This is a genomic window from Acinetobacter radioresistens DSM 6976 = NBRC 102413 = CIP 103788 (assembly GCF_006757745.1).
Classification (GTDB): domain Bacteria; phylum Pseudomonadota; class Gammaproteobacteria; order Pseudomonadales; family Moraxellaceae; genus Acinetobacter; species Acinetobacter radioresistens.
The window spans coordinates 2,833,042-2,849,099 of record NZ_AP019740.1 but is presented as its reverse complement, the minus strand read 5'-3'; the positions used below and the strand labels follow the sequence as shown (position 1 = coordinate 2,849,099).

At 41.0% G+C, this 16,058-nt stretch carries 11 protein-coding genes; 4 read left to right on the top strand and 7 right to left on the bottom strand.

Annotated features, from left to right (window positions below):
- Positions 1–1,164 precede the first annotated feature (1,164 nt).
- A complete protein-coding gene (locus ACRAD_RS13460; RefSeq protein ID WP_005024113.1) occupies positions 1,165–2,862 on the top strand; it encodes a GGDEF domain-containing protein in 1,698 nt (565 codons plus the stop codon).
- A gap of 271 nt (positions 2,863–3,133) precedes the next feature.
- Here the strand turns inward: ACRAD_RS13460 and uvrA are convergent, their stop codons facing one another.
- Together uvrA and tenA are read right to left on the bottom strand one after the other, a co-directional pair.
- On the bottom strand, positions 3,134–5,965 hold the full coding sequence (gene uvrA / locus ACRAD_RS13455) for an excinuclease ABC subunit UvrA (RefSeq protein WP_005024115.1): 2,832 nt from the start codon (positions 5,963–5,965) through the stop codon (positions 3,134–3,136).
- A 107-nt stretch (positions 5,966–6,072) separates the two neighbouring features.
- Positions 6,073–6,747 carry a thiaminase II gene (tenA, locus tag ACRAD_RS13450; protein WP_005017903.1) on the bottom strand — a complete coding sequence of 225 codons (675 nt, stop codon included), beginning with the start codon at positions 6,745–6,747 and terminating at the stop codon, positions 6,073–6,075.
- A gap of 240 nt (positions 6,748–6,987) precedes the next feature.
- On the opposite strand from tenA, the gene ACRAD_RS13445 reads away from it, so the two are divergent.
- The 3 genes from ACRAD_RS13445 to ssb all read left to right on the top strand — a co-directional run bounded on the left by ACRAD_RS13445 (position 6,988) and on the right by ssb (position 10,219).
- Complete coding sequence (locus tag ACRAD_RS13445; protein WP_005024117.1) at positions 6,988–8,070, top strand: DUF475 domain-containing protein; 1,083 nt, start codon at positions 6,988–6,990, stop codon at positions 8,068–8,070.
- 148 nt (positions 8,071–8,218) lie between these two features.
- Positions 8,219–9,583: an MFS transporter gene (locus tag ACRAD_RS13435; protein WP_005024118.1), complete on the top strand. Its 1,365-nt coding sequence runs from the start codon at positions 8,219–8,221 to the stop codon at positions 9,581–9,583.
- 51 nt (positions 9,584–9,634) lie between these two features.
- Positions 9,635–10,219: a single-stranded DNA-binding protein gene (gene ssb / locus ACRAD_RS13430; protein WP_005024120.1), complete on the top strand. Its 585-nt coding sequence runs from the start codon at positions 9,635–9,637 to the stop codon at positions 10,217–10,219.
- 145 nt (positions 10,220–10,364) lie between these two features.
- Here the strand turns inward: ssb and ACRAD_RS13425 are convergent, their stop codons facing one another.
- The 5 genes from ACRAD_RS13425 to katE form a co-directional block, all read right to left on the bottom strand.
- Entirely contained in the window at positions 10,365–11,231 is an 867-nt protein-coding gene (locus ACRAD_RS13425) for an SDR family oxidoreductase (protein ID WP_005024122.1), read from the bottom strand.
- A gap of 75 nt (positions 11,232–11,306) precedes the next feature.
- The gene (locus ACRAD_RS13420; protein ID WP_005024124.1) at positions 11,307–11,633 is read right to left on the bottom strand and encodes a hypothetical protein; all 327 of its coding nucleotides are present in this window, start codon (positions 11,631–11,633) and stop codon (positions 11,307–11,309) included.
- A 177-nt stretch (positions 11,634–11,810) separates the two neighbouring features.
- Complete coding sequence (locus ACRAD_RS13415; protein WP_004812228.1) at positions 11,811–12,743, bottom strand: IS5-like element ISAha3 family transposase; 933 nt, start codon at positions 12,741–12,743, stop codon at positions 11,811–11,813.
- Positions 12,744–12,957: 214 nt separating this feature from the next.
- Positions 12,958–13,605, bottom strand: a complete 648-nt coding sequence (locus ACRAD_RS13410) for a hypothetical protein (RefSeq protein ID WP_005024126.1) — start codon at positions 13,603–13,605, stop codon at positions 12,958–12,960.
- A gap of 313 nt (positions 13,606–13,918) precedes the next feature.
- Positions 13,919–16,042: a catalase HPII gene (katE, locus tag ACRAD_RS13405; RefSeq protein WP_005024128.1), complete on the bottom strand. Its 2,124-nt coding sequence runs from the start codon at positions 16,040–16,042 to the stop codon at positions 13,919–13,921.
- Positions 16,043–16,058 lie beyond the last annotated feature (16 nt).

Sequence of the window (16,058 nt, the reverse complement as noted above, 5' to 3'; positions counted from 1 at the left end):
AAATAAGTCTTGAATAAGAATTTTATGATTGTTTTAACTGATTAATATAGAGGAATTAATCAATAATTCTAGAAATAAGAGAAGAATCAAATTGAAGTATTTTACATTTAATTTTTGGTAGGACAGATGCTTTTTTAAGCACTCTATAAGCTAAAAACTTTAAACTAGAATTTATCTTAGTAGTTAGATTAAGATAAGACTTAGCTCTACAAAATTGTAAAAAGCGATAGATTTTCTAATCCTTATTAAATTAATCAACTTTACTTTATACATGAAAAATCACATAATATTTATATCAGATATATACAACTTATATCTGCACCACAGAATTTTTAAAACCGTATTTCTGGTTTATCCGCCCAGCTTTCCCCAAGGTTGGGCTTTTTTTTAACCTGAGTTTTATAATTAGACAGTGTGCTATTTTAAATTACAGTTAAAATAAGAAATTTGAGCTGTACATGCAAAACCAAAAAATGACTTGCGTAATTTTAAAAAAGTTTTAACTAAAAATAAGTAAATTTTAAGTAAAAAAAGGCCCAGCTTAAAAGAGATAACTGGGCCAGAAAGGATGCATAATATTTGGGAGATACATCCTGAGGAATTCAAATAAGTGTGATGAAAATCTCGCTTATTGTTCTTAAATGTAGTATGCAACAGTTTTTTAAATGTGTTAAATTGATAATTAATATTTTAAAAAACGGTAAAACCAATTAATAGAAAAATTATAGAGTTAGAAAAAATATTAATCTTTAACTTGAAAAGGGATTTAAGCTAAATGAAATATTATATAGTTACAGAAACTTTTTATCTTTCAGAAAAGTTATTAAAATTATAGTTCTGATTTTTTAATAAAATTTTATAAATTTTGTTTAAAGAAAAATATAGTGTATTTAAAAATATTTATATTTTTACTCACAGTTCTATGTATTCTGTAGAGCTCTTAGACTTCAAAACTAAAATGATAAATTTTTAAACTATTGAAAAAAATAGAGTAAAAGGTAAAATAGCCCCTCTTAGGGAACAGGTTATTACTAACTTTCCATTAAAAAAACATCAGTAAAGTTTAAGTATTCTAAAGAAGCCATCTCTGCCCGAAACTTTTATGATCTTAAGTTTTTATAAAATATATTTTTGAATACTAGAATTTGTAATGGGATATGTTTGATGAAGAACCAGCTACGTTCAGAATATATTACCCGGCGTTTATTCTGGTCCATGTTGGTTATTATTTTTTCACTTCTTTTTATTTGTATTCCTCTGACTATAGACAGTTATCGTACTTACAAGAAAACAGACCTCGCTCTGACAGAAATTTCTGCACTACGTAATATGGCCGAGCTGACAAATATGATTTCACGAGAACGTGGCCCATCAAATAAAGTCATGTCGAGTACCACAGAAGAGTTTGCACAGAATCTCAGGGAACTAATTGAGTTTCGAAAATCAGTAGATAAACATATTGCTGAAACAGTAGATATTTTAAACAAGGCCGGCTTGTCGGCAGATGCTGAAAATGTATCTAAGAATGTGGTGCATTCGCTAGAGCAGGGTAGACAGGCTATAGATGGCTATATTGCTATACCTCGCTCTAAAAGAACCTCTATACAGCTTGATCGGTCGATTCAGAAAATGTTTGCTGCTTGGGATAGCGCTCATCAGGTCTTAAAAAATGTCATTTCACATTCAGTGGGGAAAAATACCGTTATCTCTGATTATTATACCCTGATTTTAATTTTGACTGACCTGCGTGATCAGGCTGGACGTTTGGCCTCCAATATTATTGCAGCGGTCACTTTTCAGGAGAAAATTCCAGAGGAAAATCTTGCACGCTCTTTGCAGACCCAGTATCAGGCTTATTACTTATGGGATCTGATTAATTCTATTCAACAGGATAAATATAGAACACCCCAATATTTAAGACTACATGGTGAAGTTAAAACAGAGTTTCTGGAAAAAGCGATTCCAATGGTAAAAACGCTGATCAATGAAAGTATAAAAAATCAGCCGTACTCTATGACAGGAACCCAGTTAACTGAACAAATCGTTGATAAATTTTTGACAGTGGTTAATTTACAGGATTTTCTGCTGGATCATAGCGTTAAAACAGCTGAAGAGGTACGCAGTAAGGCATGGAAAAAATTTATCCTGACTCTTTCTGTTTCTGTTATTTCTGTGTTTACCGCCATTTTTACTATGGTTTATGCACGCTATAAAGTATTTACCCCCTTAATCCGGGCACGCAATCTGATTTTAAAGCTTGCCGGTCATCAAGATGCTCGTATCCAGTCCTCAGATATTCTTTATCCACTCTCGCTATTTGAAGCCATACAAAAACTACAGGCACAGCTGGCCGAGCGTGATGTACTTGAATTACAACTGCGTAATATTGCCAATACCGATATTTTAACCGGAGTATCGAATCGCCTAGCATTGGATGAGCATATACAGTATCTGGAAAAGCATGTTAAACAATTAAGCCAGACTTGTCTGATTCTGGTAGATATTGATTATTTTAAACAGGTAAATGATCAGTACGGACACATTATTGGTGATCAAATTATTCAGCTTGTTGCCAGTCAGCTTAAAAAAAGTGTACGTTCTTCGGATCTGATTATTCGTTATGGCGGAGACGAATTTATCATATTCTTGGAATATGTCGAGTTCGGTGCAGCTTTGAAAGTGGCAGAAAAAATTCGTGCTGAAGTCCAGCAGGCCCATCTTAAGCTTGAAAATGGTAACTCAATTTCTGTTTCAGTGAGTATAGGCGTCGCGACAGGCGCAGAAAACTGGTTAGAACTGCTGGAAAAGGCGGATCAGGCGTTATTCCGGGCAAAGGCAGCGGGACGAAATAGTGTTGTGTAGTAAGAGATTTAAATTCCCGAATGTCTAGAATACGCTAACTTGGAATTTTTATTTAAGCTATTAAAAATTTTAACTTTTTATATTTTGATGAATATTTTTATAAATGAGGCAGCTGTTAAAGCTATTGATAGAAACAACAGCGTATTGCTAAAAAAAGTATTTATAAGTATCTGTCTGCATAAAACGTCTCAGTAAAAAATTATGAAGTTTAAAAATAAAAAAAACGGTGAATATATCACCGTTTTCAATAGGGCTTTAACAGCTGAGGATTCTATTTCAATAAAGGTTTCAAAAAACGGCCTGTATGTGAAATAGCTACTTCAGCAACCTCCTCTGGTGTGCCGGTAGCAATAATCTGACCACCACCAGAACCTCCTTCCGGTCCAAGATCGACCACCCAGTCTGCAGTCTTAATAACATCCAGATTATGTTCAATCACTACAATAGTATTACCCTTGTTGCGTAGCTCATGCAGGATATCTAATAACTTGGCAATATCATGGAAATGCAGGCCTGTGGTAGGTTCGTCCAGTACATACAGAGTCTTCCCGGTATCACGTTTAGCTAATTCACGGGCCAGTTTTACCCGTTGAGCTTCACCTCCCGACAGCGTGGTTGCCGACTGGCCCAGACGGATATAACCGAGACCTACCTGAGTCAGTGTTTCCAGACGGCGATGAATTACCGGAATAGCCTCGAAGAATGCAGCTGCATCTTCTACCGTCATTTCCAGTACATCGGAAATATTTTTACCTTTATAGCCAACTTCCAGAGTCTCACGATTATATCGTTTGCCATGACAGGCATCACAGGGTACATACATATCCGGCAGGAAGTGCATTGCTACCTTAATCATGCCGTCACCTTCACAGGCCTCACAGCGGCCACCTTTTACATTAAAGGAGAACCGGCCAGCACTATAGCCGCGTGCTTTGGCTTCTTGTGTTTGGGCAAACAGTTCCCGGATAGGTGTAAATACGCCTGTGTAGGTTGCCGGGTTGGAGCGTGGGGTACGTCCAATCGGACTCTGGTCAATATCTACAACTTTATCAAGAAATTGCAGACCATCTATACTGTCAAATTTCTCTGGTGTTAAGGTAGTTGCTCCATTGAGCTGAGTAGCTGCCAGAGGTAACAAGGTCCGGTTAATCAGGGTAGATTTTCCAGAACCAGACACGCCGGTAACACAGGTCATTACACCTAGGGGAATGGTAAGGTCAACATTTTTCAGGTTATGTCCTGACGCCCCTAACAGCTTGATCTGTTCTTCCGGTTTTGGCGGCTGAACACGCTGTTGTGGTACCACGATTCTTAACTCACCAGAAAGATATTTGCCAGTCAGTGAATCTTTGTGCTGGCAAAGTTCATCGGCTGTACCCTCAGCAATTACATAACCGCCATGCACTCCTGCACCTGGGCCAATATCAATAATATGGTCAGCGGCACGAATGGCATCTTCATCATGTTCAACCACCAGTACAGTATTGCCCAGATCACGCAGACGAATCAGGGTTTGCAGTAGGCGGTCGTTATCACGCTGGTGCAAGCCAATCGAAGGCTCATCCAGTACATACATCACGCCCATCAGACCGGCACCAATTTGTGAAGCCAGACGAATACGCTGTGCTTCACCACCAGACAAGGTTTCTGCTGAACGCGCAAGACTCAGATAATTCAGACCGACACTGACCAGAAAGTGAAGACGCTCACGAATCTCTTTGAAGATTTTGTCACCAATTTCACCTTTGGCGCCTTCCAGATGCAGATGCTCATAATAATGTGCGGCATCACCGATCGACATGCGGGTAATCTGGCTGATGGTATGGTCCAGAATTTTTACATTACGTGAAATCTCATTCAGCCGAGAACCGTCGCAAACATCACAAGCAGCATTCGACAAGTATTGTGACAGGTCATCTCGTACATAATTACTTTCAGTCTCACGGTAGCGCCGTTCTAGATGTGGCAATACACCCTCAAAAGGCATAACCCGGTTATGACGGCGGCCACGTTCGTCCACATAGCTGAGATCAATTTTCTCACGCCCTGTACCATATAAAAACTTCTTCTGAATATCTTTACCCAAGTCTTTCCACGGGGTTTCCAGAGAATAATCATAATGGGCAGCTACTTTTTGTAGCATTGAATAATAATAAGGGCGCTGACGGTCCCAGCCACGGATTGCACCTTGGCTAATACTCAGCTCCGGGTTATGGATCAGTTTATCGGCACTGAAGTGGCTACGGGTACCCAGACCATCACAAGCTGGACAGGCACCAAACGGATTATTAAATGAAAATAACCGTGGTTCCAGATCACCTACCGCACGGTCACAGTCCGGACATGAATGTTTGGCCGAAAATACCCGGTCTGGATGTTCATCTTTCATCCAGGATAAAACTGCCAGATCTCCGCCGAGCCGTAGTGCAGTTTCAAAAGATTCAGCGATACGATTACCCAGGTCATCACGTACTTTGAAACGGTCCACAATTACTTCAATAGTATGTTTCTTTTTCTTGTCCAGTTCGGGTGGCGTATCAATTTCAATAATTTCGCCATCTACACGTGCACGGACAAAACCCTGACTTTGCAACTGTTCAAAGAGGGTAGAGTATTCACCTTTACGTTCACGTACTACCGGTGCCAGCAGCATCAAGGCCGTCCCTTCAGGCAGGGCTTTTACAGCATCTACCATTTCTGACACAGTCTGCGCCACCATTGGCAAGTCATGTTCCGGGCAGTACGGTGTACCTACACGTGCGTAAAGCAGTCGCAAATAGTCATAAATTTCTGTAATAGTTCCCACTGTAGAACGTGGATTATGACTGGTTGACTTCTGTTCAATTGCGATTGCAGGAGACAGGCCTTCAATTGCATCAACTTCCGGTTTTTCCATCTGGGATAAAAACTGACGCGCATAGGCCGACAATGACTCGACATAACGGCGCTGACCTTCGGCATACAGGGTATCAAAAGCAAGAGAAGATTTACCTGAGCCTGAAAGTCCCGTAATTACCACGAACTTGTCCCGTGGAATATCGAGTGACACATTTTTGAGGTTATGGGTACGTGCGCCTCGAATACGGATATGACTTTGACTCATGAATCGTCCTAAGTAAGCGTTTAAAACTCTATATATGGTAGCGCTTTAAAAATGTTCAAGCGTAGTTTTTATGATTTTAAAGCGTCAGTTTATGTCACATTGTTTTACTATTCACTTAAACCTTCAGGCCAGTCCCGCTGCCGGTAGGCACTGTCCCAAAAAATCCACTCCAGCTCAGCACCACGTTTATAAACTTGCTGCATTTTATTTAATGTCTCGTGATCACACTGCTGAGCCACCTGGTCCAATGTCATGATCACTTCCCTTACCGCATGATGAAACTCTTCACCCGCATAGGTATCAATCCAGGCCTGATAGGGATTGTCGGGCGCTGAATGCTCAACAATATATCTGCCGACTTCAGCATATATCCAGAAACAGGGTAACAGGGCAGCCAGAACCACCGGATAGCTTTCTGACCAGGCAGTTGCACTCAGGAATGATGTGTAATGATGGCAGGCTTGAGTCAATGGTGTAGCTGCAAATTGGGCTGGGCTAATACCGAATTTCTGCATGAAATCCTTATGCAGGCTACGTTCAAATACAATTGCTACCCGTGCAGCTTCAGAAAACTGAATCACTTCCTCGGCATTTGCAGCTTTGGCTGCACAAACTGCCAAGGCACGGCCGTAGGCAAGCAGATAATGTGCATCCTGAATAATATAATGAGTGAAGATTTTTTTGCATAAGGTTCCCTGCATCAGTTCCTGGTTGAAAGGCATCTTGAGGATTCGTTCATATAAACCCAGATTATCCCGCCACAGTAATTGTGAAAAATGCAATTTTATACTCCTGAAGGTAAGCGTTAAAAAATACTTAAAATATCCCAACACTATAGGATGTTATCTATAAGACCATGAGCTCTTGAATATAACTTAAACTTCTTAATACATCAGGTTGCTCACTGATCAAAAAGTTTTTACCGGCTTCAAAAAAAACAGGTCATAATTACTGGAACAAGATGCCGTAGATCTCTCCGGTTCAAACAGGTTTTAAAACATTCATTGCGAATAGGTTTATCCATGAAGCATTTCCGATTTTCCATTTTTTTTACGGTGGTGTGTCTTGCACTGTCAGCTTATTGGGGCTATACCCATGGGCCTCAAGCAGGCATAGAAACCATGTTCAAGGCTCTGACCATCACAGCCATCCTGGCAGTAATGGAGGTATCCCTGTCATTTGACAATGCCGTAGTCAATGCCTCAGTACTGCGTAACTGGGACCACTTCTGGAAAATGATCTTCCTGACAGTTGGTATCTTAATTGCGGTTTTCGGTATGCGTCTGATTTTCCCTGTGGTGATTGTTGCAGTCACTGCTGATATGGGATTAATGGAAGTGGTAAGACTGGCACTTAATGATCCAACGACCTATTCGCAGCGGTTGATGGACCATCATGCTGAAATTGCCGCTTTTGGTGGAGCTTTCTTGCTTCTGGTTTTTCTCAATTTCTTCCTGGATGAAGGTAAAGATACTCACTGGTTTCGCTGGCTGGAGCGACGCTTAACCAGTTTGGCCAGCGTACCGGCCATGTCTGTATTTATTGCCCTGATTGCTTTGCTGGTAGTGGCTGCCAATGTAGACGAGACAAAACGTCTGGTCGTAACTATGGCCGGTATCTGGGGAATTGTAATTTATATCGGGGTACAGGTACTTAGTCATCTGCTAGGTGGCGAACCGGAAATTGATGAAGAAGGCAACGCTGTTACACATGACAGCAATGGCGCAGCAACCGGTGTAGTAAAAGCAGGTTTCGGCGGTTTCCTGTATCTTGAAGTGCTGGATGCATCTTTTAGTTTTGACGGTGTAATTGGAGCTTTCGCAATTACCAGTGATGTAGTTATTATTATGCTAGGCTTGGCAATTGGTGCAATCTTCGTCCGTTCCATGACTATTTATCTGGTCGAAAAAGGCACACTGGATGCTTACATCTATCTTGAACATGGTGCGCATTATGCAATTGGCGCACTGGCCATCATCATGCTGGCAAGTGGCACAGGCGTACATATTCCTGAAGTGGTAACCGGCCTGATCGGGGTGGCATTTATTGTCTGGGCAGTACTGGCTTCAATCCAGTATCGTAAACGGACAGAACGTCTTGGTTAGAATATATTTTTAAACTCAGAATAAGTTGAAGGGTATAGTCATATACCCTTTTTTATTGTCATTAATATCGTTATTTCGAATAACAGAGCTACGCGCTTTGAGCCGCTTTATCTTATAATTCATCTTATTTTCTAATAAGCCTGTTGCTATGATGAATGCCTTAGAACGCCGTTCAACTTTTGCCTTAAGCAGTATCTTTGCTTTACGCATGTTGGGCCTGTTCATGATTATTCCTGTATTCTCTGTAGCAGGGCAGTCATATCAGTATGCGACACCAGCATTGTTGGGTCTGGCTGTGGGTATTTATGGTCTGAGCCAAGCGATTCTTCAAATTCCATTCAGCTTGCTGGCAGATCGATTTAGCCGTAAACCTCTTATAGTGTTTGGCTTGTTGCTGTTTGCTTTGGGCGGTGCAATTGCTGCCATGTCAGAGACTATCTATGGTGTGATTATTGGCCGTGCTATTGCTGGAGGTGGTGCAGTTTCAGCAGTGGTGATGGCTTTACTGGCCGATGTAACCCGTGAAGAGCAGCGTACTAAAGCAATGGCTGTGATGGGCATGAGTATCGGCCTGTCGTTCGTAGTAGCTTTTAGTCTGGGTCCTTGGCTTACAGGAATTGTCGGTATTTCCGGCCTGTTCTGGGTAACCACAGTCATGGGCCTTCTGGCGATTCTGATGTTATTCATGGTGCCTAAGGTCACTCGTCATCATAAGAATTTTTCCCAAGGCTATTTGCAACAGCTTAAGCAGGTCCTGAAAATGGGTGACCTGAACCGTCTGCATTTTTCAGTATTCAGTCTGCATTTGCTGCTTACCGCAATGTTTGTATATATACCTTCACAGCTGATTGAGTTTGCCCATATTCCGCTTGCCAGTCATGGCATGGTCTATTTACCGCTTTTGGTAGTTAGCCTGTTTTTTGCTTTTCCCAGTATTATCCTGGCGGAAAAATATCGCAAAATGCGTGGAATCTTTTTGACGGCAATTACTGGAGTTATTTTAGGCCTGCTGATCATGATTTTTGGCTTTGAGTCTAAATATATTCTGCTGACCGGCCTCGGGTTTTTCTTTATTGCTTTTAATGTGATGGAAGCATTATTGCCGTCCTGGCTGTCCAAATCTGCACCTTTGCAGTCTAAGGCTACCGCCATGGGTGTCAATGCCAGTGGCCAGTTTCTGGGTGCCTTTTTCGGAGGAACACTGGGCGGTTTCCTGCTGACTTTGCATAATACTTCTCTAGGCTGGAGTATCCTGACAGCAATTGCCATAATCTGGTTATTCATCAGTTTTGGTCTGGCTCAGCCACGCTATTTAACTTCACTGGTTTTAAGCTTGCCAGAAATGCAGGAAACAGATGAATGGACTTCTAAGTTATTGGCGATTCGTGGTATTGAAGAGGTCGTGGTGATGCCTGAACAGCAACTGGCCTATATTAAAGTCGATAAACAGCAGGTGGATGCAGCTGCTCGACATAATTTGACGCAGTTGTTGGGTAAAGAGGTAGCCATTTAAGCATAACTCTTATAAAGTAAAACATAGAAATGAATAGGAAGAGAACAGCTGATGCGTGGTGTAAATAAGGTTATTTTAGTAGGGACTTTAGGGCGCGATCCAGAGACAAAAACTTTCCCAAATGGCGGCTCTTTAACACAGTTTTCTATCGCAACGAGTGAATCGTGGACAGATAAAAGCACAGGTGAACGTAAAGAACAGACAGAATGGCACCGTATTGTGCTACACAACCGTCTAGGTGAAATTGCCCAGCAATATTTACGTAAAGGTTCAAAAGTTTATATTGAAGGTTCATTGCGTACCCGTCAATGGACCGACCAGAACGGTCAGGAACGTTATACTACCGAGATTCGTGGTGAACAGATGCAGATGCTAGACTCAGGCCGACAGCAGGGCGATCAGGCAGGTGCAGGTTTTGGTGGTGATCAAGGCTATGGTCAACCACGTTTCAATAATAATCAGGGTAGCCAGGGCGGTTATGGTAATGGCAACCAGCAGGGTGGCGGTTTTAATAATAACAACAACCAAGGTGGCGGTTATGGCAATAATAACCCGGGCGGTTTCGCACCTAAAGCTCCTCAGTCAGCTCCAGCCTCTCAAGTTCCGGCTGACCTGGATGATGATCTGCCATTCTAACAGGTGTCAATAAAACAAAAAGCAGACCTGTGGGTCTGCTTTTTTACATTCATTTTTTAAATAAAAAAGAACGACTCAAAAAAAGAGCTGAGTCGTTGTTGAGCAAGTTCTATCAAAAGTAAAAATACTGCAAATCTATTTTTAATTAGCCATTAACGATTGAACCGCCGTTTACATGAATAACCTGGCCTGAAATATAGCTGGCATCATCGGAAGCCAGAAATAGATAGGCAGGCGCCACTTCGCTTGGTTGGCCCATGCGTTCCATTGGCGTTTCCTTACCAAAATCTTTAACCTGTTCTTCATCAAAGCTGCTTGGAATAAGCGGGGTCCAGATTGGTCCGGGCGCAACACCATTTACACGAATTCCTGTTTTATTTTTAAGGAGATTGGTCGATAAACTACGTGTAAAAGAGGTAATGGCACCCTTAGTGCTGGAGTAATCAATCAGCTGGTCATGTCCGTGATAACTGGTGATGCTGGTCGTATTAATAATACTGTCCCCTTCTTTTAAATAAGGCAGTACTGCTTGGGTCAGATAGAACATTGAAAAAATATTGGTTTCAAAAGTCTTGAATAATTGCTGCTGAGGAATATCAGTCAGATATTTCTGTGGGTACTGTACCCCGGCATTATTCACCAGAATATTAATTTTCTGGAATTCATTTAGAGTTTTTTCAACTAACTGATCAACGTCTTCTTTTTTCTGGATATCACATTTTACCAGAAGGCAACGCCGGCCTTCCTGTTCAACCATTGCTTTGGTATCTTCAGCATCCTGACTTTCTTCTAGATAAGCAATCACAATATCTGCACCTTCACGTGCAAATAACACCGCAACTGAGCGACCGATTCCACTGTCACCACCAGTAATCAATGCAACTTTATCTTTTAATTTATCACTACCTTTATGGGAAGCCTTGATAATTTCAGGCTCGGGATTCATTTTGGTCTGTTTACCCGGTTGATGGGTTTGAATCTGTGCAGGTGGTGTAGCTGGGTACTGATTCATAAGATCTCCGGATGATTGTTATAAAAAATAAATAAAAAGGATTCAGAGAAATTCTGAATCCTTGACTTAAAATACTTACATACGGTCCCAGGCATCTTTAATAGCATGTTTAGCCTGTTCCCACTTTAAACGTGATTCACGTTTAGTTTCTTCCCATTTCTGCTGCAAGCTGCCTTCCATCTCATCAAAGTGACGGCCTTCATTTTCTCGGCGGCTGGTATAACCCAAGTTATAAGCACCTGAATAATCACGATCATATTCCAAGTCAGGATAGTGTGTTAATGCATCTTTATAATATGGAGTCTTATTATAATTTTCCTTCCAATATTCCTGAGATTGACGATGTGTATCGTCTTTATAAGTGCTGGTCGTATCCGTTAGGTTTTCATTTACGTCAACCATTGTACATCTCCTGCTTTATAGTAAAAATCTATAGCTAAAATATAAAAGTTATTTACTAAAAAAGATGTTGGGAAAATATATTAAAACATAGAGGGATTGCTGCTTTATGTTTTTTAATTTTACATGGCTTTGTTGCATAAACATTCAAAAGCTGAGTTCTCCCCAATCCATTCAAATTTAAGACACAACTTGGGTGCGAGGTCTACCTAATTCCGTAAATCTATTCAGAACTGCCACACGCGCATGAATTTCATTGACCTGACTTTGAAAATGTCTTGCCGTCAGCCTATCACCTAATAATTTGATGCAATGCATCTTGGTTTCCACCAAACTACGACGGTGATAACCCGACCATTTTTTCCATAGGGTTCTACCTAAATGTTTAACCGTTTGAAGTAACTCATTTCGTTCTATTGAACTTATTTTAGAATCTTTCCAGGGCTTGGCATTCTTTCTGGGTGGAATTACTGCATGTGCTTGACGATCTGAAATCACTTTTCTGCAGCACTTCGTGTCGTACGCGCCATCGGTATAGACAGAATCTATTCGCTCATCTAGTGGAATTTGATCCAGTAAATCACCTAGTACTTGTGAATCACTGACATTATTTGTAGTAAGCTGAACGGCACGTATTTGCAGTGTTTCAGCATCTATACCAATATGCAGTTTACGCCATTGCCGACGGTATTCAGGCTGATGTTTTTTACGCTTCCATTCGCCTTCACCTAAAAACTTTAAACCCGTAGAGTCGACAAGTAGGTGTAACCCATCATGACTTTTCTGATAGCTTATCGCAATATCAATATGCTTTTGTCGTCTACAAAGGGTGGAGTAATCTGGTGCTGTCCAATTCAAGCCACAGAGTTTAATCAGGCTTTGAACAAAGCCAGTAACCATACGTAAAGAAAGACGGAATAGAGATTTGATCATTAAACAGCATTGAATCGCTGTATCGGAATAAGTTTGATTTCGTCCTTGCTTGCCTTGTGGTTGTGCATACCATTGCGTCTTAGGATCAAACCAGATTGAAATATTTCCTCGCTTGATTAAAGCTTGGTTATACGAGGACCAATTGGTTGTACGATAGATTTTAGGTGTAGGCTTCTTCATCTGGAAATTATATTACTGAAGAAGCCTTCAAGAATAGCTTTGTGCAACAAAGCCATTTTACATTGAAATATTATTTAATAAATTAAATATAAAAAATCGGATATTATATAAATATCCGATATTAAATTTTTTATTTTTAAGAAAGAAGTAATATATTTAAATCTATCTATATTAACAAATAGCCAAAGATGAAAATAATCTTAATTTTCTAAGATTAATAATCTTCATTTTGACCTTCCTGACGAGAGCGATATTGATCATCAGTTTCATGCTGCATTGCATTATTACTATTTTGCTGATGCTGCTGACCCTGTTCATACTGAGTGGTGCGTTGCTGCTGTTGCTGTTCAGGGCTAACTTGCTGTGGCTGGCCGCCATGACTTTGCTGATTATGCTGACTGGTAGCACCCATGCCTGTACCTGTCAGCCCTTGGCCTTCCTGACCACGATTAGTTCCTTGCTGGTTATTATCAACACCACCTTGCTGATTCAAACTTTGGCCTTGTTGGCTCATGCCCTGCTGGCCCATATTTTGACCTTGCTGGCTCTGAGATGAACCTTGCTGGCTTTGTTGATTATACTGATTCTGTTGACCCTGCGGGTTATAATTCTGCTGATCTGGCTGTCCTAAACCTTGGCCTTTCTGGTCTGACTGCTGGGTATGTTGCTGGCTTTGCTGCTGTTGTTGCTCAACACTCTGTTGGCCTTCCTGCCCGACACCAAGTTGTTGGTTCTGGTGGTGAATACCCTGATCCTGTTTGCTCTGGGTATTATTTTCCTGTTGTTTCTGTTCGCCAGTCTGTCCTTGCTGGTTTTGCAAATGTTGTTGATTTTCCTGATTTTGATTGTTCATATTATTCATGTCTCACCTCTTGTGTTTAAAATAATCTATACATCACATGAAAATAATTAGAACATAGAATTAGGTTATGAAGTGTTTAAGCATGTTGCTGAATAATTAAAATGAATTATTTAAAATAAATAAGAATATAGAATTAGGTAATTAAAATAGGAAGTTGTTATGTTTTAGGTTAATCTTAAATTAATTTAATATTACATTGGTTACATATAAATAAGATTTAAAGATTATCTAGATGAGTTTTGCTTTATTAAAAAAAATAGGAAAAGCACTTTAGTGCTTTTCCTATTATTATTTATTATTACAGTTTAGAAAATTATGCCGGAATCTTTTTGGCTTGCATTTCACGAGCCCAGACGCGATGTTTGAGCAGTGCAGTTTTCAGCTGTTCTTGAACAGCTGTAAAGTTCGGCATAGTAATTACACCTTCATCAGGTTCAATAAGAGGCATGGTAGTAATTAATCTTTCATTCCCGTTCAGGAAGACCAGTGGTTTCAGATGCTTATAGGTTTCCATAATATAATGCATCAGATAGCCTTCCTGATCTGGTACAACTTCCTTGGTACCACCAAGTACTACAGTTGCATCATAGAAAATCGAAGGTTCTGACTGATAGTTTCCTTTGAGCGGTAAAGTCGCGTTTGTATCAGAAGTCACGAAACCGCTATGATCACTGATACATTCAAGGATAACGCCTTCCTTGATTGCCCAGTCCTGAATAGTTTCAAATTCCTGCATGCTGAAGCCATCTTGTACCAGCAGGGCCAGACGGCGTGCACGAATATCAAGTGGCGGGAAGGCCTCCTGACTCAGGCGTTTTGACGGAGTAACAGTTGCTAGCTCGCGTTTTGGTGGCATAGGAAGTGAAAGCTTCTGTGCAACATAGCTCGCCAAGTCATCGTCGATATAGCTGAGCATTTCATTGACGATACGTTCACGGATATAAGCACGTTTAACTTTGGTAAGCTCAAATACATAAGCATCTTTAATATGCTGTTGCTCATGTGGAGTCTGGCTAACATAAAATAGACGTGCCTGACTAAAGTGATCATTAAAAGACTCACTACGCTCACGTACCTTATGTGCATCTACACGTTCATAGTAGCTTTCAAAACCACCGCCACTTGGTGCAGGTGGAGTTTCACGTGGCCAGTTGTTATCAATCGAATTAGGTTCATAGTTTGCCTGACCTTGATGCACAATCCGCTGATGATAACCATCACGCTGATTATTATGGAAAGGACAAACGGCACGGTTAATTGGAATCTGATGGAAGTTTGGACCCCCAAGGCGTATTAACTGGGTATCTGTATAAGAGAACAGTCGTGCCTGTAGTAACGGGTCATTACTAAAATCAATACCCGGTACAACATGTGCCGGACAGAAAGCTACCTGTTCAGTTTCTGCAAAGAAATTATCTACATTACGGTTTAGTGTAATTTTACCAATTGGAGTTACAGGGACCAGCTCTTCTGGTATTAATTTGGTGGCATCCAGAATATCAAAATCAAACTTATGCTCATCCTCTTCAGGAATGAGCTGAACACCGAGTTCCCATTCCGGATATAAACCGCTTTCAATAGCATCCCACAGTTCACGGCGGTTAAAATCAAGGTCTTTACCATTGATTTTTTGTGCTTCATCCCAGAGTACCGAGAATACACCTTGCATCGGGGTCCAGTGGAATTTCACAAAGTGAGATTTACCTTCAGCATTGATCAGGCGGAAAGTGTTCACCCCGAAACCCTGAATGCCGCGGAAACTTCGTGGAATTGCACGATCAGACATTAGCCAGATTACATGATGCGCTGTCTCTGGTGTAAGTGAAACAAAGTCCCAGAAAGTATCATGTGCTGAAGCTGCCTGAGGGATATCATTGTGTGGTTCGGGTTTAACAGCATGTACGACATCTGGAAACTTTATCCCGTCTTGAATAAAGAAGACCGGCATATTGTTACCCACCAGGTCATAATTTCCCTCAGTGGTATAAAATTTCATGGCAAAACCGCGAACATCACGTGGAATATCTGGTGAACCGCGTGAGCCCTGTACAGTCGAGAAGCGTACAAACATAGGTGTGGTAATTTGGGTATTAGTCAGGAAGGCCGCCTTGGTAAACCGTTCATTTCCTTCATAAGCCTGAAATACGCCATGTGCACCAAAACCACGGGCATGTACAATCCGCTCCGGAATACGCTCATGGTCAAAGTGGGTAATTTTTTCCCGCATGATAAAATCTTCAAGCAGGGCAGAGCCACGCGAACCTGCTCTTAGCGTATTCTGGTTATCTGCAATTTTTAAACCCTGATTGGTCGTCAGTGCATGACCCGTAGCATCACTTCGTGCACTATTTAAGTCAAAAGTCTTGAGGTTATCGTTTTCTTTATCTGGTGTGTCGGCGCCTGCCAGCTCACTTTTAGAATAATGTTGATTCGTCATACCATGCCTCTATTGT